Annotated in this window: 15 protein-coding genes and 1 tRNA gene; 7 read left to right on the top strand and 9 right to left on the bottom strand. The window is 72.9% G+C overall.

The features are described from left to right. Positions 1-209: 209 nt before the first annotated feature. Positions 210-1,472 carry an alkaline phosphatase gene (locus ACFFHU_RS04285; protein WP_377335835.1) on the top strand — a complete coding sequence of 421 codons (1,263 nt, stop codon included), beginning with the start codon at positions 210-212 and terminating at the stop codon, positions 1,470-1,472. Positions 1,473-1,549: 77 nt separating this feature from the next. Here the strand turns inward: ACFFHU_RS04285 and ACFFHU_RS04280 are convergent, their stop codons facing one another. From ACFFHU_RS04280 to ACFFHU_RS04260, 5 genes are all read right to left on the bottom strand, one after another. Next, positions 1,550-2,704 (bottom strand): lytic polysaccharide monooxygenase auxiliary activity family 9 protein, encoded by a 1,155-nt coding sequence (locus ACFFHU_RS04280; protein WP_377335833.1) that lies wholly within the window; start codon positions 2,702-2,704, stop codon positions 1,550-1,552. Between the two features lie 206 nt (positions 2,705-2,910). Beyond that, positions 2,911-4,068 carry a serpin family protein gene (locus ACFFHU_RS04275; protein WP_377335831.1) on the bottom strand — a complete coding sequence of 386 codons (1,158 nt, stop codon included), beginning with the start codon at positions 4,066-4,068 and terminating at the stop codon, positions 2,911-2,913. Between the two features lie 254 nt (positions 4,069-4,322). Next, the gene (locus ACFFHU_RS04270; RefSeq protein ID WP_377335829.1) at positions 4,323-4,895 is read right to left on the bottom strand and encodes a Uma2 family endonuclease; all 573 of its coding nucleotides are present in this window, start codon (positions 4,893-4,895) and stop codon (positions 4,323-4,325) included. Between the two features lie 45 nt (positions 4,896-4,940). Then, complete coding sequence (locus tag ACFFHU_RS04265; protein ID WP_377335827.1) at positions 4,941-5,300, bottom strand: VOC family protein; 360 nt, start codon at positions 5,298-5,300, stop codon at positions 4,941-4,943. A gap of 56 nt (positions 5,301-5,356) precedes the next feature. Beyond that, positions 5,357-6,337, bottom strand: a complete 981-nt coding sequence (locus ACFFHU_RS04260; RefSeq protein ID WP_377335825.1) for a sigma-70 family RNA polymerase sigma factor — start codon at positions 6,335-6,337, stop codon at positions 5,357-5,359. A 238-nt stretch (positions 6,338-6,575) separates the two neighbouring features. On the opposite strand from ACFFHU_RS04260, the gene ACFFHU_RS04255 reads away from it, so the two are divergent. From ACFFHU_RS04255 to ACFFHU_RS04235, 5 genes are all read left to right on the top strand, one after another. Then, positions 6,576-9,161 (top strand): hypothetical protein, encoded by a 2,586-nt coding sequence (locus ACFFHU_RS04255; protein ID WP_377335823.1) that lies wholly within the window; start codon positions 6,576-6,578, stop codon positions 9,159-9,161. After that, positions 9,158-12,127: an NB-ARC domain-containing protein gene (locus ACFFHU_RS04250; RefSeq protein ID WP_377335821.1), complete on the top strand. Its 2,970-nt coding sequence runs from the start codon at positions 9,158-9,160 to the stop codon at positions 12,125-12,127. The genes ACFFHU_RS04255 and ACFFHU_RS04250 overlap by 4 nt, the downstream gene beginning before the upstream one ends. Before the next feature lie 216 nt (positions 12,128-12,343). Continuing rightward, positions 12,344-12,637, top strand: a complete 294-nt coding sequence (locus ACFFHU_RS04245; protein ID WP_377335819.1) for a hypothetical protein — start codon at positions 12,344-12,346, stop codon at positions 12,635-12,637. Continuing rightward, positions 12,634-13,257, top strand: coding sequence for an RNA polymerase sigma factor (locus ACFFHU_RS04240; RefSeq protein ID WP_377335817.1), 624 nt, complete (start codon positions 12,634-12,636; stop codon positions 13,255-13,257). The genes ACFFHU_RS04245 and ACFFHU_RS04240 overlap by 4 nt, the downstream gene beginning before the upstream one ends. Next, complete coding sequence (locus ACFFHU_RS04235; RefSeq protein ID WP_377335815.1) at positions 13,244-15,157, top strand: EAL domain-containing protein; 1,914 nt, start codon at positions 13,244-13,246, stop codon at positions 15,155-15,157. The genes ACFFHU_RS04240 and ACFFHU_RS04235 overlap by 14 nt, the downstream gene beginning before the upstream one ends. Before the next feature lie 147 nt (positions 15,158-15,304). On the opposite strand, the gene xynC is transcribed toward ACFFHU_RS04235, so the two are convergent. Then, a complete protein-coding gene (gene xynC, locus ACFFHU_RS04230) occupies positions 15,305-16,966 on the bottom strand; it encodes a glucuronoarabinoxylan endo-1,4-beta-xylanase XynC (protein ID WP_377335813.1) in 1,662 nt (553 codons plus the stop codon). Between the two features lie 342 nt (positions 16,967-17,308). On the opposite strand from xynC, the gene ACFFHU_RS04225 reads away from it, so the two are divergent. After that, the gene (locus tag ACFFHU_RS04225) at positions 17,309-20,035 is read left to right on the top strand and encodes an AAA family ATPase (protein ID WP_377335811.1); all 2,727 of its coding nucleotides are present in this window, start codon (positions 17,309-17,311) and stop codon (positions 20,033-20,035) included. 55 nt (positions 20,036-20,090) lie between these two features. Here ACFFHU_RS04225 and ACFFHU_RS04220 read toward each other — a convergent pair whose 3' ends face one another. The 3 genes from ACFFHU_RS04220 to ACFFHU_RS04210 form a co-directional block, all read right to left on the bottom strand. Further along, complete coding sequence (locus tag ACFFHU_RS04220; protein ID WP_377335809.1) at positions 20,091-23,045, bottom strand: S8 family peptidase; 2,955 nt, start codon at positions 23,043-23,045, stop codon at positions 20,091-20,093. A gap of 231 nt (positions 23,046-23,276) precedes the next feature. Further along, positions 23,277-23,348 (bottom strand) — tRNA-Lys (locus ACFFHU_RS04215). Positions 23,349-23,440: 92 nt separating this feature from the next. Then, positions 23,441-24,931 carry an arabinofuranosidase catalytic domain-containing protein gene (locus ACFFHU_RS04210; RefSeq protein WP_377335807.1) on the bottom strand — a complete coding sequence of 497 codons (1,491 nt, stop codon included), beginning with the start codon at positions 24,929-24,931 and terminating at the stop codon, positions 23,441-23,443. Between the last annotated feature and the right edge of the window lie 110 nt (positions 24,932-25,041).

Here is a 25,041-nt window from a genome sequence, read left to right as displayed (position 1 = left end):
GCTCGCGGCCCGGACCCGGCAGGGGTCCGGGCCGCGCCCCGCCTCCGGCGGCGCCCGCCTCGGGCCGCCCTCCGCCTCGGGCCGGCGATGCTTGCGGCTCGGAAAGTATCTAAGAAAAGGGGCGGCCGTTAACCGGCCGGTCACCTGGCGCTCCGGTACTTCGTGTTGCTTGTTGCTCGAAGCACTGATCTAACTCCAGGAGGAGCCACGTGACTTCCCGTACCGTTCGGTGGCTGCTTGCCCCGGTGCTTGCCGGGGCCGTCGCCGCGACCGGGATGACCCTGCTCAACCCGCTCCAGTCCGCCGACGCGGGCGCAGCCAAGGGCAAGGCACGCAACGTCATCTTCATCAACGGCGACGGCATGTCGGCCGCGCACCGGGAGGCGGCCCGCCTCTACCTGGCCGGCCTCGACGGCCAGCTGAACATGGACAAGCTGCCGGTGTCCGGCCAGCTCATCACCACCCCGCACGACCCGAAGAGCCCGATCACCGACTCGGCCGCCGCGGCCACCGCGTGGGCCACCGGCGAGAAGACCTACAACGGCGCCATCAGCGTCGACGTCGACCACAACCCGCTGCCCACCCTGGGCCAGCAGGCCAAGGCGAACGGCAAGGCCACCGGGCTGGTCACCACGGCCCAGGTCACCGACGCCAGCCCGGCCGCCTGGTTCTCCAACACCGAGAACCGGTCGGCGCAGGACGAGATCGCGCGGCAGTACATCGAGGTCTCCAAGCCGGACGTCATCCTCGGCGGCGGCGAGGACTTCTGGCTGCCGGCCGGCACCGCCGGCGCCTACCCGGACCACCCGGCCGAGGACCCGAGCGAGGCCAGCAAGGGCACCAAGGGCAATCTGATCGACAAGGCCCGCCAGGCCGGCTACAAGTACGTCTCCACGGCCGACCAGCTGCAGAAGGCCAAGGGCGGCAAGCTGCTCGGCCTGTTCAGCAACGAGGAGATGTTCCAGCAGCGGCCGGAGGGCCAGGGCGACATCTACAACCCGGTGGTGAGCCTGGCCACCATGACCACCAAGGCCCTGGACACGCTGTCCAGCAACAAGAAGGGCTTCTTCCTCTTCGTCGAGGAGGAGGGCGTGGACGAGTTCTCGCACGAGAACAACGCCACCCGGATGCTGCAGAGCATGGGCGAGCTGGAGAAGGCCGTCGTGGTGGCCCGCAACTACGCCGCCACCCACAAGGACACGCTCGTGGTGATCACCGGTGACCACGACTGCGGCGGCCTGACCGTCGAGGACACCGGCACCAGCGACGAGTCCGGCGACGGCATCTCCGCCGAGGACGGGCCGTTCGCCATCAAGGGCAGCAACCTGCAGTTCAACCTGGACTGGACCACCAGCGGCCACACCGGCGTCGACGTGCCGGTCACCGCGTACGGTCCGCTGGCCGACCAGTTCACCGGCAAGCACCAGAACACCTACGTGCACGACGTGCTCGCGCAGATCCTCACTCGCTGAGGATCGAACGACCGCGTGCCGTACCCGCGTGCCCTCCCGCCTGGACCGGCGGGAGGGCACGCGCCCTTTCCGGGCGGTCAGGCCGTGGCCGTGCAGCTGAGCGCCGGTACGGGGTTGCTGCCGCCGCTCCACGAGCCGAGGAAGCCGAAGGTGGTGCTCGCCCCGGCGCCCAGCGCGCCGTTGTAGGCCACGTTCGTGGCGGTCACCGTGGATCCGGTGCTGCTGACCGTCGCGTTCCACGACGAGCTGATGGTCTGCCCGTTCGCGTACGTCCAGCGGACCGTCCAGCCGCGGATGGCGGCCGCGCCGGCCGTGACCTGGACCTCACCCTGGAAGCCGCCGCTCCACTGGCTGGTCACCCGGTAGGTCGCCGAGCAGCCACCGGCCGGCGGGGTCGTGCTGGGCGGGGTCGTCGGCGGGCGCGTGGTCGGCGGCGTGCTGGTGGGCGGGGTCGTGGTCGGCGGGGTCGTGGTCGGCGGGGTGCTGGTGGGCGGCGTGGTCGTCGTCGGCGGGGTCGTCGGGCCGCCGCCGAAGTCGACGTCGCTGCACAGGTAGTAGCCCTGGTCCATGTGGCTGGCCTGCCACAGCGTGAACACGATGTGCCGGCCGGTCCGGCCCGGCGCGCTGCCCGCGACCTGGATGGAGACGCCGTTGGTCTCCGGGGTCCACTGCGCGGCCGGGGTATTGCCGATCTGGCCGACGAGTTCCAGGTCGGCCCAGCGCAGCGGCTGGGTCAGCTCGTTGAAGCCCTGCCTGGTGACGTACACCTTGATGTAGTCGGCGCCGTGTTTTGCCTGGTCGAACAGCTTGATCCGGAAGTTGGCGCCGATCGACGTGGTCTTCCACGGCCCGATGGCGTCCAGCGAGTCGTACAAGCCGCCCTGGGTGTGGCCGGCGCTGCACAGCTGGCCGTCCGGGATGACGGCCTGCGGGTTGCCGCCGACCTCGTTGCGGTAGAGGCCGTTCCACTGCCACATTGTCTGCGGGTTGGCCTGCCAGGCCTGCCAGCACATCGGGTCCTCGGTGGCCATGGCGGGATCCTGGAACCGGTCGCCCCAGCGCTGCCAGCAGCCGTAGTTGCGGGTCGCGGGATCGATGACCGAGCCGTGCGCGGACGCCGCGTGCGGCAGGATCACGGCGGCCGCGCCGCTCAGCAGCACGGCGAGCGCCGCGCCGAGCGTGAGCAGCCACGCGCGGCGCGGCAGGGGATGGATTCGGGCTGAGGTGGACATGAAGCCCCCGGGAATCGAGTCGGGTCTGGTCGTGCCCGGACTGCCGGGAGCTGCCCAAGGTCCCGGCCGGCTGCGCGGCTGCCGCGCTGGCTCCTGCTACGCAGCCTGCCAAGGAAATCGGTTTCCGTCAATGCGTTGCCGGCTGCCGACGGCGCAGGCGGCTCAGGCGGCTGTCGACGGCGCTGGCGCCGGCGAGCGCTTGACGGCTAGCGGTATGGCTCGGGCTCGGTCACCCAGCCGGCCACCAGCACCGCGCCGGTCGGCCGGTGCACCGCCAGGAAGCCGAACGGACGATCGATCGTCAGCGCCGTCAGCTCCTTCTGCATGCTGGGCTGCTGGATCGAGCCCGCGCGCACCATCCCCATGGCGGTGACGGCGGCGGCCTTGAATCCCACGGCCCCGAACAGCGCCGTCGCGCTCTGCTTGGCCTGCGACACCGCCAGCGGCTCCGGGCTGATCCCGGGAAAATGCCCGCGCCCGGTGTCGGTGGCCGCGACCAGCCCGAAGAGCTCGGCGTGCGCCAGCAGGTCGTGCTCCCCGGAGACCGCGAAGGCGACGGTCGAGACGTCGAGCTGCGGCCGGTCGTCGAAGGCGTGGATCAGTCGTACCGTCACGCCGGGACCGCCCGCCGCGGGCCGCACCGGCACGTCGGCGCCGCCGGGCAGCGCCGGCACCAGCGCCGGCAACGCGCCGACCGCGGCCGGCAGCACGGCGGCGGCCGGTCGATCCGCGGGCCCGAGCGCGAGTACGACGTCCACGTCCTCCTCGCCGGGCACGGCCAGCAGGGTGAGCGTCCCGGCGTCGGTCTGCACCACGCGCAGCAGCGCCGGGTCGTAATGGCCGCGGTCCAGCCCGAGCAGCTCCCGACCGGCCCAGGGACCGGCGGCGGGCCGGCACGGCCGCTCGGTGAACGGCCATCGCCAGGTGGTGACGACCGAGAGGGCGCTGGCGAGGATCATCCGGGTCTCGTCGGTGACCGCCACCGGCATCCGCTCGATCAGGCCGGCCGTGTTCTGGGCGGCCCACCGGTCCAGCACCGGCTGGTCGACGCCGGGGTCGCCGCTGAGCCGGCCGCGCAGCGACTCGGGCAGCGCGAGCCAGTCGTCCGTCAGCGGCAGGTCGTCACGAATCCAGGCCGCCACCGCCAGCCTGACCTCGGCCGAGTCCAGGGCCGGCGGCGGCGTGGACGCCACGGCCGCAAGCTCCGCCCGCGCGTCGCCGGTCGCGTACGGGGCCAGCAGCGTCAGCAACGGGTACGCGCCGGCGCCGGAGAGCACCGTCCCCCCCTCGCCGGCGACCGTGGCGGTGGCGGTGGCGGTGGCGGCCCAGCGTGCGGTCAGTGCGTTGACGGCCTCGACGCTCAACGGCTCGCCCTTCCGTATCGGATGCGGTCGCCCGCCATGGGCTGAGGTGGCATCCGCGAAGGATAGTCCGCCGGTCACTCGCCCGCCGGGTGCGCGCGGCGCCGCCGTCGTGCCGGTCGTGCCGGTCGTGCCGGTCGTGCCGGCCGTGCCGGCCGTGCCGGCCGTGCCGGGCACACGACGGCCGCCGCCGGGCAGCCGGCCATCGCACCCAACCATCCTCGTTGGTCGAGACCCGCCAGCAGGCGGCACCCGATTCAGCTGGCCGAGCCTGGCCCGTCGAGGCGGTCGCCGGGAGAGGTCTGCAGCAGCCAGGCCAGCGGCATCTTCGCCCGCTCCTCGTACCGGCCCTCGTGCGTAAGCCGGCGCAGGATGACGGTCTGCGCGGCGTCCCGCTCGACCACCCAGTACTGCGGGATGCCGGCCGCCGAGTATTCCCGCACCTTGGTCACCGCGTCCATCGCCTCCGACCCTGGAGAGACGATCTCCACGACGAGAGCGAGACCCACAACCGCCGACCAGACACCCCGGCGCGGAGGCTCCCGCCACACCGTCAGGTCGGGGATCCGTCCGCCGTCGCCGTTCGGCCCCGGAATCCGCACCCCCACCGCCTGGAGCACCTGCTCGGCGGGCCAACCGGCCATGATGAGCCAGGCGAAGAGGCGACTCGCGATCATCGCGTGCACCGAGTCGGGAGGCGGCAGGACCGACAGAACCCCCTCGGGGCTGTTCTCGTAGCGGTGACCATTCGAGTCGGCGGCGTTCATCACCGCCACGTCGTCGAGCTTGATGACGGCGGGCATGTGCATGCCAACGGCCTCAGCGCTCATGGGCCTCACGCTAGCCGACCGCTCGGCGCACCGGAAAGAAGGCACTCAGACCGACCGGGTCAGGTTGACCAGGTTGCCGTCCGGGTCGAGGGTGTGCGCCACCCGCTGCCCCCAGGGCATGTCATTGGGCGGGCCGAGCACCCGCCCGCCGGCCGCGGTCACCTCGGGCAACCGGCCGTCGACGTCGTCGACCGCCACCGACAGCAGGATCCGCGGCGGCGCCTCGCCACCCGCGTCGCCCTGGGACACCAGCCCGAGTTCCGAGTCACCCACCCGGAGGTTCACGAAGAACGGCTCCCCCTCGCGGGGATAGCGGTCGGACTCCACGGCGTCGAACACCCGCTGGTAGTAGTCGAGCAGGCGGCTCAGGTCGGGCGTGCTGATGACCGGCTGGACGGTCGGCATGGCGGCTCCTCTGCGAGATCGGGCTCACCGGTTCCTACGGCCCGGCGACCCGGAACTCATCGGTGCGCGACCCCCAACGGCAGCCCGGCCGGCGGGCCGAACAGCCGGAGCAGCCGGCCCGGGTCGAGGTAGGTGGTGCTGCCGGTCACCAGGCCGCCGGCCACATCGAGGATGACCAGTGCGAAGACCGGGTGCGAGCCGTCCGGGCCCGGCCGGGTCTGCCAGTACGCCGGGGAGCCGTTCGCGGCCACCGGGATGAGCCGGGCGCCCGCACACGCGTCGGTGGCCGTGAACGCCCGGCGGAACTCCACCGGGCCGCGCAGCCACCACGCGAACGGCGGCATCGACAGGGTGACCTCCTCGTGCAGCAGCGCCACCAGGGTGGCCACGTCGTGCCGCTCGAACGCGTCGCAGTAGCGGGTCAACAGCTCCCGCTGCGCCGGGTCGGCCGGCCGCAGCGGCTCGCCCGGGGTCGCCCGGACCGTTCGCAGCGTCGCGCGAGCCCGCTGCAGCGCGCTGTTGACCGCCGCGGTGGTGCCGTCGAGCAGCTCGGCCACCTCCTCGGCGTGCCAGCACAGCACGTCCCGCAGGATCAGCACCGCCCGCTGCCGGGGCGGCAGGTGCTGGAGGGCCGCCACGAAGGCGAGCCGGATCGACTCGCGGCGCACGGCCTGCTCCTCCGGGCCGCCCTCGGCGGGCAGCACGAGCGCGTCCGGGACGGGCTGGACCCAGGCCCGGTCCGGCAGCGGCGCGCCGAAATCCGCGCCGGCCCGGGACGGGCCGCCGAGGTCCATGGCCACGGCGCGGCGCTGCGGGCCGCGCAGCATGTCGAGGCAGACGTTGGTGGCGATCCGGTAGAGCCAGCCGCGCATCGACGAACGCCGCTCGTCGTACCGGTCGATCGCCCGCCAAGCCTTGATCATGGTCTCCTGCACCGCATCCTCGGCCTCGAACCCGGAGCCGAGCATCCGGTAGCAGTAGCCGGTCAGCTCGACCCGGAAGGGCTCGAGCCGATCGCTGCCGGTCGTGTCTCGCACGCCCCCGACCATACGGGCCGGCACCGACAGCGATCGGCGCCGACGAGGTCCGGGCCGGCCGTCACCCCGTTGATCGGAAATCCGACAATGCAATGCGTTGAATTGACCATTCAGCCATTGGCGATTGCTCTTCGGTTCGGCGGGGTCGACTCTCCGTTCCTTTTGCTATTCAGCGCCACCGATTTGTAGCCTGCGTTGACCGGTGGCGTCATTATGGAACGCCCAGGGAGGAGTGCCGATGCGGGCAAGAACAGCGATCTGGTTCACCTCGGCCGTCGGCGCATTGCTGCTCATGTCGGTGCTGGCCATTGCGCACCGCTTCTGGATGTCGGCGCTGGAGATCCTCTCGGCCGGCGTCGTCGGCGCGATGCTCGCCTACCTGCTGTTGCTGACCGTCCGGCGCCTGCGGCCGACGGTGCCGGCCGCGGGGGTCCTGCCCGGCGGCCTCGAGCGCCCCGCCGGCGGGCTGCGGGACCAGCGGATCCGGCCCGCCGAGCTGCCGCCGCCGCCCGGGCTGCTGATCGGCCGGGACGACGAGCTGGACAAGATGCTGCGCCATCTGGAGAACCGGACCGGCAACCGGCACGGGCCTCAGGTGATCATGCTGCACGGTGAACTGGGGGTGGGCCGCAACGCGCTGGCCATCAGCCTGGCCCATCGGGTGGCCGACGACTATCCGGACGGGCAGTTGATGCTCAGCCCCGAAGATAGGGCCAGCGGATCTGTCGAGGAGCAACTGGAAATGTTCGTCCGGGCGCTGAAGGGGCCGCGGGAGAACGTCGACGACAACGATCTGCGCCGCTGGTATCGGGACCGGACCCTGCGCCAACGCGTACTCGTCATTCTCACCGACGTCCGCAACATCGACCGGGTGGCGCCGCTGCTGCCGGCCGGCCCCCGCTGCCTGACCATTCTCACCTCCACCGAGCGCCTGCCCGACCCGCCCGGCGACGGGCCGCCGCCGCTCCGGCAGGCCGTGCTTCCGCTCGGCGACCGCGCCGTCCGTGAGCTGCTCGATCAGCTTGTGGGGGGCGGGCGGGTCGGCCGGGAGCCGGAGCCGGCCGCCGCGATCGCGGCCGCCACCGCCGGCTATCCGCTGGCCGCCCTGATCGCCGGCGCCGCCCTGGCCGTACGCCGGAACTGGACCCTCGCGTCCGCCGTCGAACGGATGGCGGCCGTCCCACCCGATCCGGTCGATCAGACGGCGGCCGGGCCGGCCGAGTCCGCCGTACCGTTCAGCGGGGTCCTGGATCTGGCCGCGGCCCTGCTCACCAGCGCGGAGCGGCGGGCGTTGGGTCTGCTCGGGCTCTTCGAGGCCAGCCGGGTGGAGCCGTGGATGCTCGCCACGGCGCTACGGGCCGCGTCCCCCGATGACGACGCGCCGGGGGCGGCCGAGGCCGGCCGGCTGCTGGATCGGCTCGCCCGGGCCCGGTTCATCGAACGCCGGCTGGACAACGACCTCGGCCCGCTGTCCTACAGCGTGCCTAGTTACGTGCGGCAGTACGCCGCCCACCGGTTCACCGGTGACCTTCCGGCGCCGGTCCGGGAGGGCGTGGCCGCGGCCGTGGCGGCCCGGCGGCAGCAGCGCGCCGAGCGGCGCACCGAGGATTCGCTGCGCAACAGCGTGTACCGGCACCTGGACGAGGGCCGCCTGGACGAGGCGCTGGACACCGCCCGGGAGTCGCTCGCGCTCAGCCGGCTGGACCGGGCCTCTCTGGAGGACTCCGGCGGCCTGCTGGCCATCGAGGAGAGCCTGGAACTCGTGGCGCTCGGCGAGGTGCTGGCCGAACTCGGCTGGCTGGACGCGGCGATCGACTGCGTGGACCGGGTCTGGAAGCGCAAACCGCTGTCGTCGATGGCCTCGGTCCGCGCTCTGCGGCTCGCCGGTGACCTGCGCCGACGGTTGCACCAGGGGACCGAGGCCGGTGAGCTGCTGGCCAGCTGCCAGGCGGAGATCGGCTCGCTCGCGCCGGCCGGCGAGGAGGCCGATCAGGCCACGCCGACCGACGCCGAGGTGGAGCGAATCCGGCTGCTCCGGGAGCTGACCGCGCTGCAGGCGCTGCGGCACGACCTGGAACTCGGCCGGGCGTACGCGGCACAGGCCACCGACCGGTGCCGGGCGGCCGGCGGCCGGGAGCTCCCCGGCGTGCTGCTCGCCGAGGCCATGCTGGAGCGGGTGTGCGGCGACCGGGACCGGAGCGCGGCCCTGCTGGCCGAGGCGGAGCGGCTGACCACCGACCGGGACGATCGGGACGGCCAGCCGGATCGGCTGCGCCAGTCCTGGATCCGGCAGCAGCGTGCGCTGCTGCTGCTCGACGCGGGCGACGACGACCAGAGTCGCGAGTTCAGCGCAGCGGCGCTGGAGGGCTTCACCGCGCTCCGGCACAGCTACGGCGCGGCGAACGCCATGTTGGCGCTCGGCCGGGCGCACCTGGCCCAGCAGCGGCTCCAGCACGCCATTCCGCTGCTCGAACAGTGCCACGGCACGCTGCGCCGGTGCGGCGACCGGTGGCTGCTGGCGGACGCGGCCACCGCGTTGGCCGAGGCGTACCACCTGGACGGCCGCAACCGGAACGCCCGGCTGCTGCTCGTGGCGGCCCAGCAGGCCTTCGCCGGCTTCGGCGACGAGCGGAGCGTCCGGCGCGCCGACCACCTGCTCTACCGGGTCGAGTCGGCGCCGCCGGACCGGGCCGCCGACCATCCGCGGCCGGCGGAGCTCGGCCGGTCGCGGCCGATCGAGGGCGACCGGGGGCGGACCGACGCCGCCGGGCCGGGCGGGCCGGGGTGGCGCTCCATCCTGGCCACCGGAAGGGCGGGCAGGTGACCCGTCGGCCGGCGACCGGAGGCGGCACCCCGGTGCGGCTGTGGCTGCGGCGCGTCCGGCGGCGCGTCCGGCGCTGGCTGCACCCGATCCGGCACTACCGGCTGTTCTTCGCGACGGTCCTGGCGGGGCTGTCGACCGGCCTGGGCACGGTCTACGACAACATCCCGCACCGGTGGCAGCTGATCTCCCTGGCCGTGCTGGCCGTGTCCGGGGCCATGGTGGTGCTGCTGGCCGAGCCGCCGCAGTCACGCGGCGGGGCCGACCCGGACCGCCGCGGCCTCCCGACGGCCCGGCCGAGGAGCGCGCCCGGAGCAGCGGGCGAGCCCGCCCGGCAACCGGGTCCGGCGCGCCGGCTGGTCCGCCGGATCGGCGAGTGGCTGTCGCGGCTGCTGCCCCGCCGGCTCAGCCGGCCCGCGCTGACGTTGCCGCCGCGTGACGAGCTGTTCCGGGGTCGGCGGCGGGACCTCGACGCGCTGCGGGCGGCGCATGACCGGCAGCGGAACGATCGGCGCGCGTCGGCCCGGGCCAACATCTGGCCGCCCCGGCGCCGGCCACCGGCGCCCGGCGCCGCGGCCGGACGCAGGCGGTCGGCGGCGAGCGGACCGGTGGTGCTGACCGTGCACGGCGGCCCGGGCGTCGGCAAGACCGCCCTGGTCGACGAGCTGGCCAGGCAGCTGGCCGAGCGCTACCCGCACGGCCAGGTGTACGTGAGCATGAGCACCGACGGCGCCGCCCGGACGCCCAGCGAGGTCCTGCAGGAACTCCTTATCGCCCTCGGTTGGAGCGAGGACGAGATGCCGGCCACGACCACCGGCCGGGAGCAGATCTTCCGCTCGTTGACCGCCCGGAAGCGGATGCTGTTCATCCTGGACGCGGCGCTCAACGCCGAGCAGGTCCGGCACGTGATGCCGAGCCACCCGACGGCCGCCGTGATCATCACCAGCCGCCGGGAGCTGCTCTGGCCGGACCCGGTGCCGGAACCGTCCCACCTGTTGGGGCCGGCGGACGACGACGACGCGCTGTCCATCTTCCGGGCCGCCTCCGGCACCCACGAGGGCGTCCGGCCGGAGTGCGCGGCCGAGATCGTCCGGCTGTGCGGGGGTCTGCCGCTCGCCATCCGGGCCGCGGCCGAGCGGGTCTGGGCGGACGGCGCGGACGTCGGCCAGGTGGCGGGCCTGCTTCGCGAGCCGCGGTCCCGGCTGACCTGGTTGGACCGGCCCAACCAGTCGCTGCGGGGCGACCTGGCGGAGGAGTTCGGCCAGCTGCTGCCGCAGGAGCAGCGCGCCCTCGCCATGCTGGCCCTGGTGCCCTCGTTGACCTTCGTACCGTGGGTGCTGGGGCCGCTCCTCGACCTGCCGCCGGCGCAGGCCGAGGCGGACGCGGAGGCCCTCGCGGACCGGCTCGCGGCCGCGCACCTGGTGGCCGACCTCGGCAAGGACCGCACGTCGGAGGACGCCCGCCTGCAGCTGCCGCCGCTGATCCGCATCTTCGCCGCTCAGCAGGCCGAGCGCCGCCCGGTCGCGGAGCGGGAGGCCGCACTGTCCCGGTTGGACAAGGCGTACCTCGAGGTGGTCCGGGCGGCGCTGGCGGAGCTGCACCCGGAGTACGCCGGCCCGGAACGGCCGGCCTGGCTGGCCGGATCGACGCTGCCGGCACGGATCGCCGCCCATCCCGAGCTGTGGGTACGCACCGAGTACCCCAGCCTGCTCCGGGTGATCCACCTGCCCGGGGCCGGCGACGAGGTGCGCTGGCGGGTGGGCGCCTGGCTCGACGGCTGCGTCCCGGCCGGGGTGCGGACCGGAGCGACCCTCGACGCGTACGACGAGGCCATCCGGGCGGCCGAGCGGTCCGGCGCCGAGCTGGGGCTCATCGACGTGTTGCTGGCCCGCGGCGCCTACCTCACGGCGGTCGAGTGGTACCCGCAGGCCGAGGCGAGCCTCAACCAGGCGGCCGAGTTGGCGGCCGCGCTGGCCGACCGGGGCGACCCCGGTACGGCGGCGGCGGCGCGGCAGCGGCTGGTGGCCGCCAGGCGGCGGATGGGCGAGGGCTTCCTCCAGGCCGCCCGCTACCGGCGCGGCATCGCCACCCTGGAGCGGGCCTACCGGCAGGCCGAGGTCATCGCGGACCGCGGGGAGCAGCGGCTCATCCGGATCCTGCTCGGCGAGGCGCATCATGTCGACACCCCCGAGGCGGCCAAGGACGAGGAGCTGCTGTCCGACACGACCCGCTACCGGATCCAGCTCTCGCTGGCCGAGGGCGCCCGCCGGCGGGCCGAGTGGGCCAGCGCCGAGCACCACTTCGCCCTCGCCCTGTCCCTGGTCGACGGGGACGCGCGGCGGGCGGCCACCGTGTCGTACCGGACGGCTCGGCTGTTGTTGGGCCGCGCGGCCACCACCGGCGTCACCGGGACCGACGGCGACCCCGGTGATCCGGGGCTGGTGGCCCGGGCGGCGCGGCGGGCAGCGGCCGCCACGGTGGCGTTCCGCGAGATGGACAACGCGCACGGCGAGGTCCGCGCGTACGCCCTGCTGGCCCGCGCCGTCCTGGCGCTGGGCCATCCCGTCGAGGCCGACCACCTGGCCCGGGTGGCGGCCGCCCGGCTGGAATCGCTGAACGCCGCGGGCGAGGACCGCGAGCTGCTCGCCCCGCTCAGCGCCCGACTGGACCGGGTCCGGGGCGAGATCGGTCTGGACATCGGCGACTACCCCAGCGGCCGGCACCTGTTGATGACCTCGGCCGCCACGCTCGCCGAGCTGGACGACTGGGCCGCGCTGCGCGAGGTGCTGCGGACGATGGAGGCCGGCGAGGTGGCGTGGCGGGAGACCGATGACGGGATCGCCCCGCCCGCCTTCCCGGCCGGCGTGGTCGGCCGGCAACTCCCGGCGGCCGCGCTGGTCGGCGGCTCGCGGAGCCCGTCGCCGGCCGCGCTGGTCAGCGGAACGCCGCAGCATGGGCCCGGTACCTGATCAACAATCACCGACCGTGCCCATCGGTTGCGTTGGAGTCATTCATCGAGGTCAGGGAGGGAGCTCGCCCAGCGTGCCCCCGGAATGACTTTTCGCTGTCTCACCCGGTGAATCCCTAGATCATTGATCAATATGAAGATTACCGGCGGCCGGACACCTACATCCGCCCCTCGCCACGGACAGTAGTTAGCGAGCTGAGGGCGACAAGGGGGAACGATGCACGGAACGCTGGTGGAGCCGCTGTCCGGTTACGGAGTGGTGGCCTCGGCCGTGGCCGTCACCGGAACGGCGGCCGGGTTGTTACGGGCCTACCTCGCGTACCGGACGCGATTGCACGAGGAGCGTGAGGCGTCAGCGCGCAACGCGGCCCGGCTGACCGGGCTGATACGGCTCGCGGAGACCGACCACGACGTCGTGCGGATCGTGGAGCGCGACCGCGATGGGGACCGCGAGGTGGAGCTCGGTCTCCGTAACGCGTTGCGGTGCGACGGCGCCGGGGAGGCAGCGTGAGCGGGGTGGGAGGCGCCGCCGCCCGCATTCCGGGGCCGGTCGACGGCACGACGGCACGGGAGGCGGAGGCCGCATGCCGCAAGGCCGAGCACGATCGGGAATTCGAGGCCTTCACCGAAGGCACCTACCACATCGTGGAGCGGATCCTGCGGGCCGCGTGCCCGGACCAGGCGATGGTTGAGGACGCCCTCAACGAGGCGTACCTGCACGGACGGGTGCGGTGGCCGAAGATCCGCGGCTACGACGCGCCCATCGGCTGGATCATCACAACCGCCCGGAACAAGCTCCGGAAGGAGCGCCAGCGACGTCAGCGGGAGGCCGCGGTGGCACCGGAGGACCTGCCGCCAGCGACGCACTCCGACATCGCGGACGCCTGGGAGGCACGGGCGACGCTGGAGGCCTGGCTGCATCAGCTCCCGTCACGGCATGCCGAGGTGTTCCAGCTGTCCCGCGCCGGCTTCACCAACCAGGAGATCGCCCGGCTCCTCAGCTTGGCCGACAACAGCGTCCGGTCGTACAAGATGGCCGCGAAAAGGCGGCTGCGCGAGCTGGCCGAGGAGGCGGGCTACACGGACTCGGAGGTCCGTCGGCAGCAGGGAGGCACCCGTGGATCTCGATGACATCCTGGCCCTGGCCGAGACCGGCCGGCCCAGCCCGCTGGAACGGGCCCGCGCGCGCCGGGTCGCGCGAGCGGCGCAGAGCCAGTACGACCGCTCGCTCGCCGAGGGCTACGAGATCCTTGTCGACACCGACCTCGTCGATCCGCTGACCGCGGAGGTCGACGAGGCGATCAGGATCGCCCGCGCCGCGCAGCTGACGAAGCTCGGCACGATCACCTGGACCGCCGGCGCTGGCCGGGCCGCGGCATCCGGCCGGCTCTCCTGGTCGGACGAGATGTCGATGATCTTCGGACGGCCGCCGGGGACCCTGCGCCTCACCCCCGAGACCCTGGTCGAACTCGTCCACCCCGCGGACGTCCAGACCGTCCGCGCGGCCGTCGCGGCGGTCTGGGCAGACGAATGCCCCGGCGAGGTGGTCTTCCGGGTCATCCAGCCCGGCGGCAGCGTGCGGCACGTGCACTGCCACCTCGAAGTCCTCACCACCGCGGGCAGACCGTCGGGGATCATCGCCACAGGCGAAGACGTCACCGCCGTCGAACTCGCCAGGCAGGAACGCCGCCGGCTCACCACCCGCAACCAGATGCTCTGCGCCGACCTGGCCCTGCGGGACGTGCCGGGTGGACCGCAGACCCGCGGCAACTTCACGGACGAGGTCGACCGCGCGCGCCGAACGACCGACGGGGCGCTCCTCGTGGTGGTGGCCGAGCCCACGACCCGGCCGCCCGACGCGCTCAGCGATGAGGATCACGACCAACTGGCGGCGGCGGTCGCCCAACTCCTGCGCACCGCCGTCGGCGACGACGTGGCCTGCGGGCTGGTCGCCCCCGGCCTCTGGGGGGTGCTCCTCACCCCGTCCCACGAACAGACGGCGGCCGTCGAGGCCGTGGCGGAGCGGGTCGTCGAAACCTTCCGGAGCAATCTGTTCGGCGTCGGGCCCAGGACCCTACGCCTCGGCACCTGGGCGGGCCTGGTCCGGTTCGAGAAGGGGGCCAGCGCCACCGCGTTCGACCTCCTGATCGATGCCGAGCACGCGGCGCGCGACGCGCGACGCGCGGGCGTTCCGGTCGTCGTTCTCGACCAACCGGTCCGGGACGAGGATCGGACGGACCGGTGCCGTTCGCGGGTGCGGTACGCGGTCTCGGCCAACAGGTTCGCGCTCTTCGCCCAGCCCATCTTTGACCTGGCCCGCAACGAGGTCACCCGGCACGAGATCCTGCTGCGGGTTCGCAGCGAGACCGGAGAGCCGGCCCCGCCCTGGGCCTTTCTCGACATGGCGGAGCGGGTGGGCGAGATCCTCTCCGTGGACAAGTGGGTCGTCGACCACGCCCTGGAGTTGATCGGCCGCGGCGCCCAGACCTCGCACTACCAGGTCAACATCTCGGGCAGGTCGCTCGCCGACCCCGGACTGCTGGACTACGTGACCGAGGCGATCCGCCGGCACAGGGTGAAGCCGGACTGCCTGACGTTCGAGATCACCGAGACCGCTCTCATCGAGAATCGCAAGGAGGCGCTGGCCTTCGCCACCGGCATCCGGGAGATTGGCTGCCATCTCGCGCTCGACGACTTCGGCACGGGCTATGACGCGCTCGCCCATCTGAGGTATCTCCCGGTGGACCTGGTCAAGATCGATGGAACGTTCGTCGTCGATCTGTGCCGGTCCCCGGCGGATCAGGCCATCGTGTCGATGCTGGTAACGCTGTGTCACACCCTCGGCATCCGGGTCGCCGCCGAACACGTGCAGGACGAGGAGACCATCGAGTTCCTGCGGAAGTGCGCGGTGGATCTCGCCCAGGGCTACTGGACCGGCAGACCCGAACCGATAGTGGTGGGTCCGGATCAGCGAGTGGATTCGATCGAACTCGAACTGCGACTTCCCTCGCCGCGGACCGCCATCGGCTGACCGGCCGCGGTTCGCGCGGGCCGCCGTCGGCGATGCGCCGACCGGCCACGCCGGCAGCGTCCCGAGGCGACCCCCGGGACCGGGACCGGGCGGGCCGCGGCACACCACCGCGGCCCGCCCACCCTCGATCCGCGGCCATGGCGGCGATCAGACGACGGTGCAGGGTATTCCGTTGAGGGTGAAGGCGGTCGGTTCGGCGGTGTTGCCCGTGTGGGTGGCCTGGAAGCCGATGTCGACCGTGGCGCCGGGGGCGAGCGTGCCGTTGTAGCTGACGTTGCGGGCGCTCACCTGGCCGCTGGCGGGCGAGAAGGTGGCGTTCCAGCCCGACGTGATGGACTGGCCGGAGGGCAGGGTGAAGGTAAGCGTCCAGCCGTCGATCGTCGAGGCGCCGGTGTTGGTGATGCTGATGCTGGCCGTGAAGCCGTTGCTCCAGGTGTTCATCGTGTAGGCGACCCGGGCACCGGTGCCGGCGCTGGGCGTCTGGCTCGGCGTGGGCGAGGCGGTGGGCGACGCGCTGGCCGAGGCGCTCGCGGATGCGCTGGCAGAGGCGCTTGCAGACGCGCTGGCCGACGGGCTGGGCGTCGAGCTGCCGCTCACGTTTGCCACGAAGGTCGTCACGCTGCGGGCGGGTAGCGTGACGGTGAGGGCGCCGTTCGACATCGTGACCGCGCCCTGGGCCGCGACGTTACGGCTGCCGTCGGTCACCCAGTTCGAGACGCTGCCGGACGCGGTGGTGTTCAGGGTGAACTGCTGGCTCGCCGACGAGGTGTTCTTGTTGACGGCGACGATGACGACGGTGTCGCCGCCCTTGTACGCCGAGACGAGCACGTTCGACGCCGGGTTCGCCGTCGCGTCGATCCGCAGGTACCCGGGGCGGACGAACCGGGCGAACTGCGCCATGATCGCGCCGCGCTTGCTGATCTGACCGTCCTCGCGCATGGGGCCGTAGCTGCGCCGGATGTACCACCAGACGTACGCCTGGAACTGGGCGTCCACCATGGCGTGGTGGATGTGCTCCCCCACGTCGAGCGCCTCGGGCCAGGAGTCTCCCGAGTTGGCGTTGCTGTTCGGGTAGTAGACCTCGGTCATCCAGAGTTCCTTGCCCGCGCCCTTCTGCTGGAAGAGGGGGTAAGGGAAGTTCGAGTACGGCGTGCCGTAGAGGTGTGCCCCGATGATGTCCACGTTGGCGAGCGCCGCGGGATCGTTGAGGATCGGGTCCGACATGGACTTCACGTACTGGAAGGACTCGGGCGCGATCACCCTGGTGTTGATCGACCCGGCGTTCTGCTTGAGGAAGTTGACGATTTCGGTGGCCGTCCACGACGTCCAGTCGGTCGCGTAGTCGGGCTCGTTCTGCACCGACACGGCGTACAGGTTCACCCCGTTGTTGCGCATGTACGTGTTGAAGTCGTTCAGGTGCTGGGCGTACGCGCCGTACGAACCGTACTTGAGGCGCTTACGGCCGCTGACGGTCTCGGTCATGCTGGCCGGCGGGTTCCACGGCGACGCGAAGACGGTGGCGCCGAGCGCGACCGCGCGCTGGGCCGTGGCCAGGTCACGGCTCCAGTCCGACTGGTTCTCGTTGATCGGGATCCGCAGGATGGAGAATCCCAGCTTGCCGTCGCCGTTGCCGAACGCCGTGTCCCGCTGGGCGGCCGTCAGGTCTCCCGCCCAGATCGCGTGGCTCATGCCGCCGAAGCCCTTGATCGACTGCCTCGACGCCGACAGATTGATGCTGGCCGACGCGGCCGCGGCCTGCGTGGCGCCCAGCACCGACGCCGCGACCGTGAGGACCGGCACGGCCCCCATCGTCGTCAGGACGGCCCTGCGGCTCAGCAGTCTCCGCTCGCCACTCAGCGGCCCATTCTGGTCTTGCGTCACGTCTCGTCCCTCCGGCCCTCGGCGCCGACCCGCGCCTCGTCGTGACGTTGGCCGGCCGGCACCGGTCTCCTGGGTCGCCGCCGGAACCGCTCGGGATGCCGGAGCAACTAATCAATATACATGTGTCAATGTTAACGATAACAGCGGTCGTCCGCGCGCACAACGACTCCCCCGCTGCCGAAATGGATCGGCCGCGGAGCGGGCGGGGTTGATCCGAGCAGGACCGTGCGGGGGTAGCCGGGAGGGCCCCGGCCGGGCAGACTCGGCCAGATGGCGCGCCTTCGGACAGTGACCCCGGTGGGGCGGGCCGAGGTGCTCGACCAGGTACGCGAGCGGCTGGCCGAGGGTGGCAGCGCGCTCGTCTGCGGCCCGGCCGGGATCGGCAAGTCGACCCTGCTCGCCGCGCTCGCCGCCGACGCCGAATCGGACGCGCGGGTGCTGCGCGCCTCCGCGGCCGAGGTGGAGAGCGGGCTACCGCATCTCACCCTGGTCGATCTGTTCGACCGCGTCGACGGTGCGGAACTGGCCAACCTGCCTCGCCACCTGCGCGCGGCATTCGACGGCGCGCTGCTGCGCGGCGCGGTCCCGACGGACGCCCAGGACCAGCTGGCCGTCCGGCTCGCGGTGCTCGAGGTGCTGCGGCACCTGGCCACCCAGCGACCCGTCCTGCTGATCGTCGACGACCTCCAGTGGGTGGACGAGCCGAGCGCGGGGGTGCTCCGTTTCGTTGCCCGGCGGCTGGCCGGCCTGCCGGTGCGGATGCTCGGCGCCGAGCGGGTGGACGAGCCCGGCGCGGCCCCGGCGCACGCGGACCTCTGCCCGCCGCCCGTGCACGAGCTGCCGCTGGCGCCGCTCACCGAGTACGACACGGCGGACATGCTGCGCGACCTGTTCGGACCGGTGCTGCCGTTGCTCACGATCGCCCGGGTGCACCAGGCCAGCCAGGGCAATCCACTGCTCGCCGTCGAGCTGGGCCGGGTGCTCGTGGCTCGTGGCGGTGCGGCCAAGTACACCGAGCCACTGCCGGTGCCGGAACGCCTTCGCCCCCTGCTGTCCCGGCGGCTGGCCGACCTGCCGCCATCCAGCGGCTCGGCGCTGCTGCTGGTGGCGGCCGCGGCGCGGCCGACCGTGGCGCTGCTCGGCCCCGACCGCCAGGGGCTGGACGCGGCGCTCGGCGCGGGTCTGGTGACCGTGGAGCCGGACGGTGCGGTCCGCTTCGCGCACCCGCTGCTGCGCGAGGTGGTCTACGCCGACGCGTCGGCGGCCGCGCGGGCGGCCGCGCACGAACGGCTGGCGACACGGATCGACGATCCGGTCGAGCGGGCCCGGCATCTGGCGCTGGCCCGTACCGGCACCGACGAGGACCTGGCCGCCCAACTCGACGCGGCCGCCACCGTCGCGCGCCGCCGGGGCGCCCCGGCCATCGCGGCCGATCTGACCGAACGCGCCGCCGAGCGCACCCCACCGGCCGACGTCGGTCGTGCCGCGACCCGGCAGTACGTGGCCGCGCAGCACGCCTACGCCGCCGGACTCACCGCCGACGCGCGCCGGCTGGCCAACGCGGCGCTCGACGGGGCGGACAGCGCCGCGGTCCGGGTGGGGGCTCGGCTGCTGCTCGTGGATCTTGCCGGGCAGGACCAGTCCGCGACCGGACCGCTGCTCGACGCGGCGCACACCGACGCCGGCATGGACCCGGCGTTGCTGTGTCGGGTCCGGGTCTATCGGGCGCTGAAGGCCTACTACGACGGCGACGCCGAGGCGGCCATGTCCGAGCTCAAGCGGGCCGAGGCGGACGCCGAGGCCGGCGGCAACCCGGTGGTGCTGGTCGACGTGCTGGCGTTCCGGTCGCAGGTCGAGTCGGCGCCCGAGTTGCTGGAGCGGGCCGATCGACTGGCCCGGACCCTGCCGCCAACCACCGAGGTCGTCCGGGCCCGCCAGATGTACGCGATGAGCCTGGCCTTCGAGGGCGACGTGGCCGAGGCGGTCCGGCGCATCGAGGAGCTGCGGGCCGCGGTCGACCGCTCCGGCACCATCCGGGACCTGGCGACCGTGCTGCGGGCGGTGGCGTCGATCAACAGCCGGGCCGGGTACGGGTCGGCGGCGTTGGCGGCCGGCCGGGAGCACATGCGGTTGGTCCTGGACATCGAGCACACCCCCGGACCCGGCCTGCTGGTCGGGGCCCTTGTGGAGCTGCTCGCCGGCACCGTGGCGCGCGCCGCCGAGCTGGCTGGCGAGGCCGTCCGGGCCTGCGCCGCCGCCGGGGACGAGGACTGGCTCCGGGTGGCGTACGCGGTCGCGGGCCAGGCGCATCTGCTGGCCGGCGACCCCGCGGCCGCCGTGGCGCCGATGCGCGCCGCCTGGGCCATCGAGCAGCGGCTCGGCCGGATCGACCCGGCCGCGTTCCCGTGGCACGCCGACTTCGTCGAGGCGCTTGCCGGCGTCGGCGCGCGAGACGAGGGCGAGCGCATTCTCGCCGAGGTCCGGGCCGCGGCCGAGCGGCTCGGGCAGTCCGTCGTGCGGCTCGGCCTGGCCCGCGCCGGCGCGCTGCTCGCGGCGGATGCCCGGGCCGGCGCCGACGAGTTGGCGGCCGCCATCGAGGCCACCGCCGACCATCCCCATCCGCACGAGGTGGCCCGCGCCTGGCACGTGCTCGGCGGGTTGAAGCGGCGAGCACATCGCCGGGCCGCGGCCCGCGCCGCCCTGGCCGAGGCCGTCACCCGGTACGCCCGCATCGGCGCCCGCCCCTGGCAGGCGGTCGCCGAGGCGGAACTGGCCCGGCTGGACGGCGGCGCCCAGCCATTGTCCGAGACCGAGCGACGGGTCCTCGCCCTGGTGCGCTCCGGCGCCACGAACCGGGAGATCGCCGAGGCCGCCTACCTCTCGGTCAAGGCCGTGGAGGCGAACCTGACCCGGCTGTACCGCCGGTACGGCGTCCGCAACCGCGGACAGCTCATCCGACGTTGCGTCGCCGACGACGCGGCCGAGCCGGGCACGTGAAAAGTCCCCTTCCGGAGCACGTCGCGCGCTCCGGAAGGGGACCTCGCCCGCGGGCCTACGGGGTGACCGACACGACCGTACGACCCACCGCCCGGCTGCCGTCGCCGTATTCCACGACGCCCAGATAGCGCTGTCCGGTAGTCAGACCGGACCAGCCCACCGTGACGGTCGCGGCGGCGCCGGTGGTGGCTGCCTGGCTGGCGGGGGTTACGGTCAGGTTGCCCGCGTTCGCGGCACCGACCAGCCAGGTGTGCAGCTTCGTCGAGACGCCGCCCGCGACGGGGGATGCGAACAGGTCGACGAAGACCGCGTAGTCACCGGGCTCGGTCAGCGTGACGGACTCCTCCGCGGTGCCGCCGGCGCTCACCGCGGCCTGGGTCAGTGACCCGTCGGCCGCCTTCTTGTAGACGTACATGTCCAGGTCGGTCCCGGCGGCGTAGTCGGCGTCGAGGGTGGCGAACCGGGCCACCTTCGTCCCCGCCGGGACGGTGAGGTCGAACCGGCCGGTGCGCGGGCTGACGGCCGGGGCGTCCGGGTTGAACGGCGCCGACGGGGTCGGCGTGAGTGACGTCGCGCGTACCGTGTCCGGCACCAGTCCGTACCCGGTCGCGGTCAGGGTGCCGCCGAAGCCCGGCGTGACGGCCAGCCTGGTGGAGCCGCTGGATCCGCTGCCGGACACCTCGGCCGGCGCGGACAGCGCCACCGGCCGTACGGCGATCGGGCTGCGCACCGAGTGCCGCCCATCCCGCCAGGTCAGCGAGCCGAACGCGAACTGGTCGAACGCCGCGCTGGTGCGGGTGATGGTGACCTTGAAGGCGACCGACCTGTGCGGCGGCACCACCAGCACCGGCGGCGACACCTTCACGGTGAACCCGGCCGGGGCCTTGACCTTCGCGAGGTAAACCGACCAGCGGCCGGTCACGTTCGTCACCGTGCGGCTCAGGGTCTGCTTGCCGGCCAGGTCACCCACGGCCAGCGACGGCGAGTTGAAGTCGCTGGGATCACGGGTGCCGACCACGTCGCAGGAGTCCAGCCCGCCGGTCAGCGTCAGGTGTACGCCGATGCCGCACGCGTACTGGAGCCACTGCGCCGGCCCCGAGTCGTAGACGAGTCCCGGGTCGAACGCCGGGGCCGGGACGACCTGGCCGGCGCCGAAGTCCAGCGGCGTGGCGGCCGCGCCGGTGCCCTGGTCGCCGATGGGCTTTCCGGCGTTGTCCAGCACCGATGCGTTGGTCATCAGCGCCGACTTGACCGCCATGGGCGACCAGCGCGGGTTCTTGCTGATCAGCAGGGCGGCGATGCCGGCGATGTGCGGGGAGGCCATCGACGTACCACTGTTGGTGCCCCACATGTTGCCCGAGGAGGTCGGCGGCGCGACGGCGGCCACCACGTCCACGCCCGGCGCCATGATGTCCGGCTTGAGCAGGTCGCCGCCGCTGGACCGGGACGGGCCGCGGGACGAGAAGCCGGCCACCGCGGGCGCCTCGACCTTCTCGGTCCGCTCGGCCGAGATCGTCGCGGTGGCGCCGGCCGTGGCCGCGTACGCCTTGACGGCTCCCGTGAAGTCGTTGATGTGGATCGACGGCACGAAGTGGAAGTCCGCGTTGAGCGAGTTGCCGGACGGGTTGTAGAGGACCATCCCGATACCACCCGCCTCCTTGACCGCGCGGCTCTTGTCGACCCGGTCGTTGACGCCGCGCACGCACACAACGATCTTGCCGGTGACCTTCGCCGGATCGAGGTTGCCGCCGCTCACGCAGCGGGCCGCCGTCAGCGGATCCACCCCCGCCCTGCCGGCCGCCGCCCCGTCGACCAGCGGCGCAGGGCCGGCGCCCGGGCCCACTCCGACGCCCTCGAACGTGCGGCCGTCGCCGAGCGTGAGGGTCTTGACCGAGCTGCGGTCGTGGGTGCCCGCGGCCACCGTGGTCTGCCACGGCATCGCGTTGTCCACCGTGCCGGCGTCCGGGCCGGCGTTGCCGGCCGAGGCGGCGATGAACACGCCGGCGGTCGCGGCGTTCAGGAACGCCAGTTCCTCGGGGCCGAAGCCGTCCGCGTCGTCGCCGATGGAGTAGTTCAGCACGTCCACGCCGTCCTCGACGGCCTGGTTGATCGCGGCCACGATGTCCACCGTCGAGCCGACCGACTTGTCGCCCGCCGCGTTGGCGTACAACACCTTGTAGATGGCCAGTCGCGCGGCCGGCGCCATGCCGGAAACCTTGCCCGCGACGGAACCGTTGATCGTGGCCGTCACGCCGTTGTTGCCGGCTGCGGTGCTCGCCGTGTGGGATCCGTGGCCGTAGAAGTCGCGCGGCGAGTCGAACTCGCCCGGGTTGGCCCGCGACAGGCCGGCCGCGTTGTACCAGCGCGCCCCGATCACCTTGTTGTTGCAGGTGATCGGCGCCTCGACGCCCGGGTCGCAGGCGCCGTGCCACTTGGCGTCGATGGTCCGCTGGTCGCGTGGCCTGGCGATCGGCCCGAAGCTCGGGTTCTCCGGCCAGAAGCCGGAGTCGAGCACCCCGACGATGACCCCTTCGCCGGCCCGGTCGACGCCGCCGAACTGCCGCTGCCAGACACCGGCCTTGCCGGCCAGCCCCAGGAACTCGGGGGTGCTCAGCGTCTGCGCCGAGACGATCGAGTTCTTCCAGACGTTGACCACGCCCGGGGTGCTCTTCAGCTTCGTCGCCTCGGTCGCGGTCAGCCTGATCGCGAAGCCGTTGAACGCGGTGTAGTAGTCGTACACCGTGCGCGAGCGGTCCACCCTGGACGTGGCGAACACGGCCGAGCGCTCGGCCCGCAGGTGGTCGCGGTACCGACGGACGCCCGACGCGTTCGGGTCGATCTTCCGGCCCGGCGCCGGCCTGGTGGCCGCAAGACCGGCCTCACCGCCGGAGTAGGTGCTGACCGGCGCGCCCTTCACCTGGACCACGTACAGCTCGGTGGGCTGACCGGAGGGTGGCGCCGCGGCCGCGCCGCCACCGGTGACCGTGGACACGGCGACGGCGGCGGTCACGGCGAGAACGATGGAGGCCGGACGGCGCGGTCCGGCGCGATGGTGTCGCGAGTAGCCCCACATGGCCAGGACGGTATGTGTTCGCCCACCGTGTCAGAAGCCCTCGATGGAAGGTCAAGGGTGAGGTCAAGGGTGCCGGCAGCGGCGAGGGTCAAGATCAGAAACGGGGCGTGCCCGGCCCGTACGCAAATGATCTTGGGTTGGCATTTGACCTGGTCAAGGGCCGTTCGGTGGGCCGCCAGGGACTCGAACCCTGAACCTATGGATTAAAAGTCCACAGCTCTGCCATTGAGCTAGCGGCCCGTCCCGGCTGAGGTTACCCGACCAGCCCGGGCGGAACCGCAGGAGTTCCGCCCGGGCGGCGTCGGCGTGCGCGGGGTTCGGACCGCGGGGTGCTAGAAGCGGTACCCGACCGAGGTGATGTTGGCCTGCACGGCGTTCTCGGTGGCGTCGGTGGGATAGCCGATGGTCACCGCGCCCTCGAAGAAGTAGCCCTTGCCGTACGGGCTGTTGTCGCCCCCGGTGCCCAGCAGGATCGAATTACCGATCTTCATCGGCGAGTAGCCGTTGGGCGGCAGCGGCCCGGAGTACGGCGTGGTGAGGCCGCCGCTGGTGGCGTTGCCCCATTTCAGGGTGAAGTTGCTGGTGCCGTTCTCCTTCAGCCAGGCGCTGACGAACGGGAGGTGTATGCCGGAGTTGTTCGGATCCTTGTTCGAGCCCGAACCGGTGTGGAACATGCCGTTCTCCAGGTCGGCCTCCACCCAGGGACCGGTGCCGACGCAGGGGTTGTTTCCCCAGGTGCCGAACCAGCAGGCCGTGCCCCAGTAGACGGCGTTCATGGTGCCGTTGCCGGCGTCGGTGTGGTTGTTCACGCCGGCGCCGTAGTCGAAGCAGCAGTCGCCGCTGGTGTAGTTCGACGAGGTCACCATGTAGACGCCCTCCGGCTGTGACCCGGTCGGCGCGCCCTTGGCGTTGTCGACCCGGTAACCCATGCCCGGGTCGATCTTGATCCCGTACACCGGATGCCCGCCCGCGGTCAGCGGCAACGCCTTGGCGTTCGCGGGGCTGTCCGCGCCGTTGGGCCCGCTGCCCTTCCACAGACCGCCCCAGGAGACCGGCAGGTCGTTGTGGTAGGACGTCTGGTCGTAGATCTTCGTGATCGTGCAGGAGGTGTTCGCGCAGAACGCGTCCTGGGTCGCGGCGTTGGCGTAGCCGCCGGCCGCCAGCAGCCCGATGTCCTGGTACGCCTTGTCCGAGGATCGTTGCACCTGGTAGAGCGGCCCGTTGTACGCGGCGAAGAGCGCCCGGGTGGTGCTGTGCGCGGTCGCGCACGGCGTGCCCCCGGCCGCGTACAGGTCACACGCCTGCGCCGTTGCCGGCGGCGGGGAGGACGGGGGCGGGGACGACGGCGGCGGGGACGACGGCGGCGGCGAGGAGGGCGGCGGCGAGGAGGGCGGCACGCTGGTCGGGGTGACCCCGCCGGTGCAGGCCACGCCGTTCAGCGAAAATGACCCGGGTACGGGGTTGCTCCCGTTCCACGAGCCGTTGAACCCGAAGTTCGTGCTGCCGCCGGTGGGGATGCTGCCGTTGTACGAAGCGTTCGTCACGGTCACGGCCGCACCGGACTGGGTGTACGAGCCGTTCCACAGCTGCTGGATGGTCTGGCCGGCGCCGAAACTCCAGGACAGTCGCCAGCCGTTGACCGGATCGCCGAGATTGTTGATCGTGACGTTGGCGCCGAAGCCACCGGGCCAGGATGAGCTGATCACATAGTTGACCTGGCAGCCGGTGGCCGCCTGCGCGGACTGCACGGCGACGGCTCCGTAGGCGCCGACCGCGACGGTCGTGGCGGCAGCGAGCCAGAGCCGCCGATGACTCGGTCTCATGGGACTCCTCGGGTGAGCGGATGCGGCTGCGCATGCCGGCATCGGCCAGCGACCGAGGCAGGGGCGGCGGGCAACGGCTCGGACGCCCCGACGTGACGGCTGACAGCGGC

The sequence above is a fragment of the Plantactinospora siamensis genome (assembly GCF_042434095.1).
Classification (GTDB): domain Bacteria; phylum Actinomycetota; class Actinomycetes; order Mycobacteriales; family Micromonosporaceae; genus KBS50.
Note: the sequence above shows the minus strand (reverse complement) of the source record. Positions and strands in the feature narration are given on the sequence as shown.

What these genes read in the sequence shown, in the direction of transcription:
- ACFFHU_RS04280 (WP_377335833.1), bottom strand. Translation starts at nt 2,704, where the DNA reads ATGTCCACCTCAGCCCGAATCCATCCCCTGCCGCGCCGCGCGTGGCTG.
- ACFFHU_RS04225 (WP_377335811.1), top strand. Translation starts at nt 17,309, where the DNA reads ATGGCGCGCCTTCGGACAGTGACCCCGGTGGGGCGGGCCGAGGTGCTC.
- ACFFHU_RS04210 (WP_377335807.1), bottom strand. Translation starts at nt 24,931, where the DNA reads ATGAGACCGAGTCATCGGCGGCTCTGGCTCGCTGCCGCCACGACCGTC.
- ACFFHU_RS04245 (WP_377335819.1), top strand. Translation starts at nt 12,344, where the DNA reads ATGCACGGAACGCTGGTGGAGCCGCTGTCCGGTTACGGAGTGGTGGCC.
- ACFFHU_RS04265 (WP_377335827.1), bottom strand. Translation starts at nt 5,300, where the DNA reads ATGCCGACCGTCCAGCCGGTCATCAGCACGCCCGACCTGAGCCGCCTG.
- ACFFHU_RS04270 (WP_377335829.1), bottom strand. Translation starts at nt 4,895, where the DNA reads ATGAGCGCTGAGGCCGTTGGCATGCACATGCCCGCCGTCATCAAGCTC.
- ACFFHU_RS04255 (WP_377335823.1), top strand. Translation starts at nt 6,576, where the DNA reads ATGCGGGCAAGAACAGCGATCTGGTTCACCTCGGCCGTCGGCGCATTG.
- xynC (WP_377335813.1), bottom strand. Translation starts at nt 16,966, where the DNA reads ATGGGGGCCGTGCCGGTCCTCACGGTCGCGGCGTCGGTGCTGGGCGCC.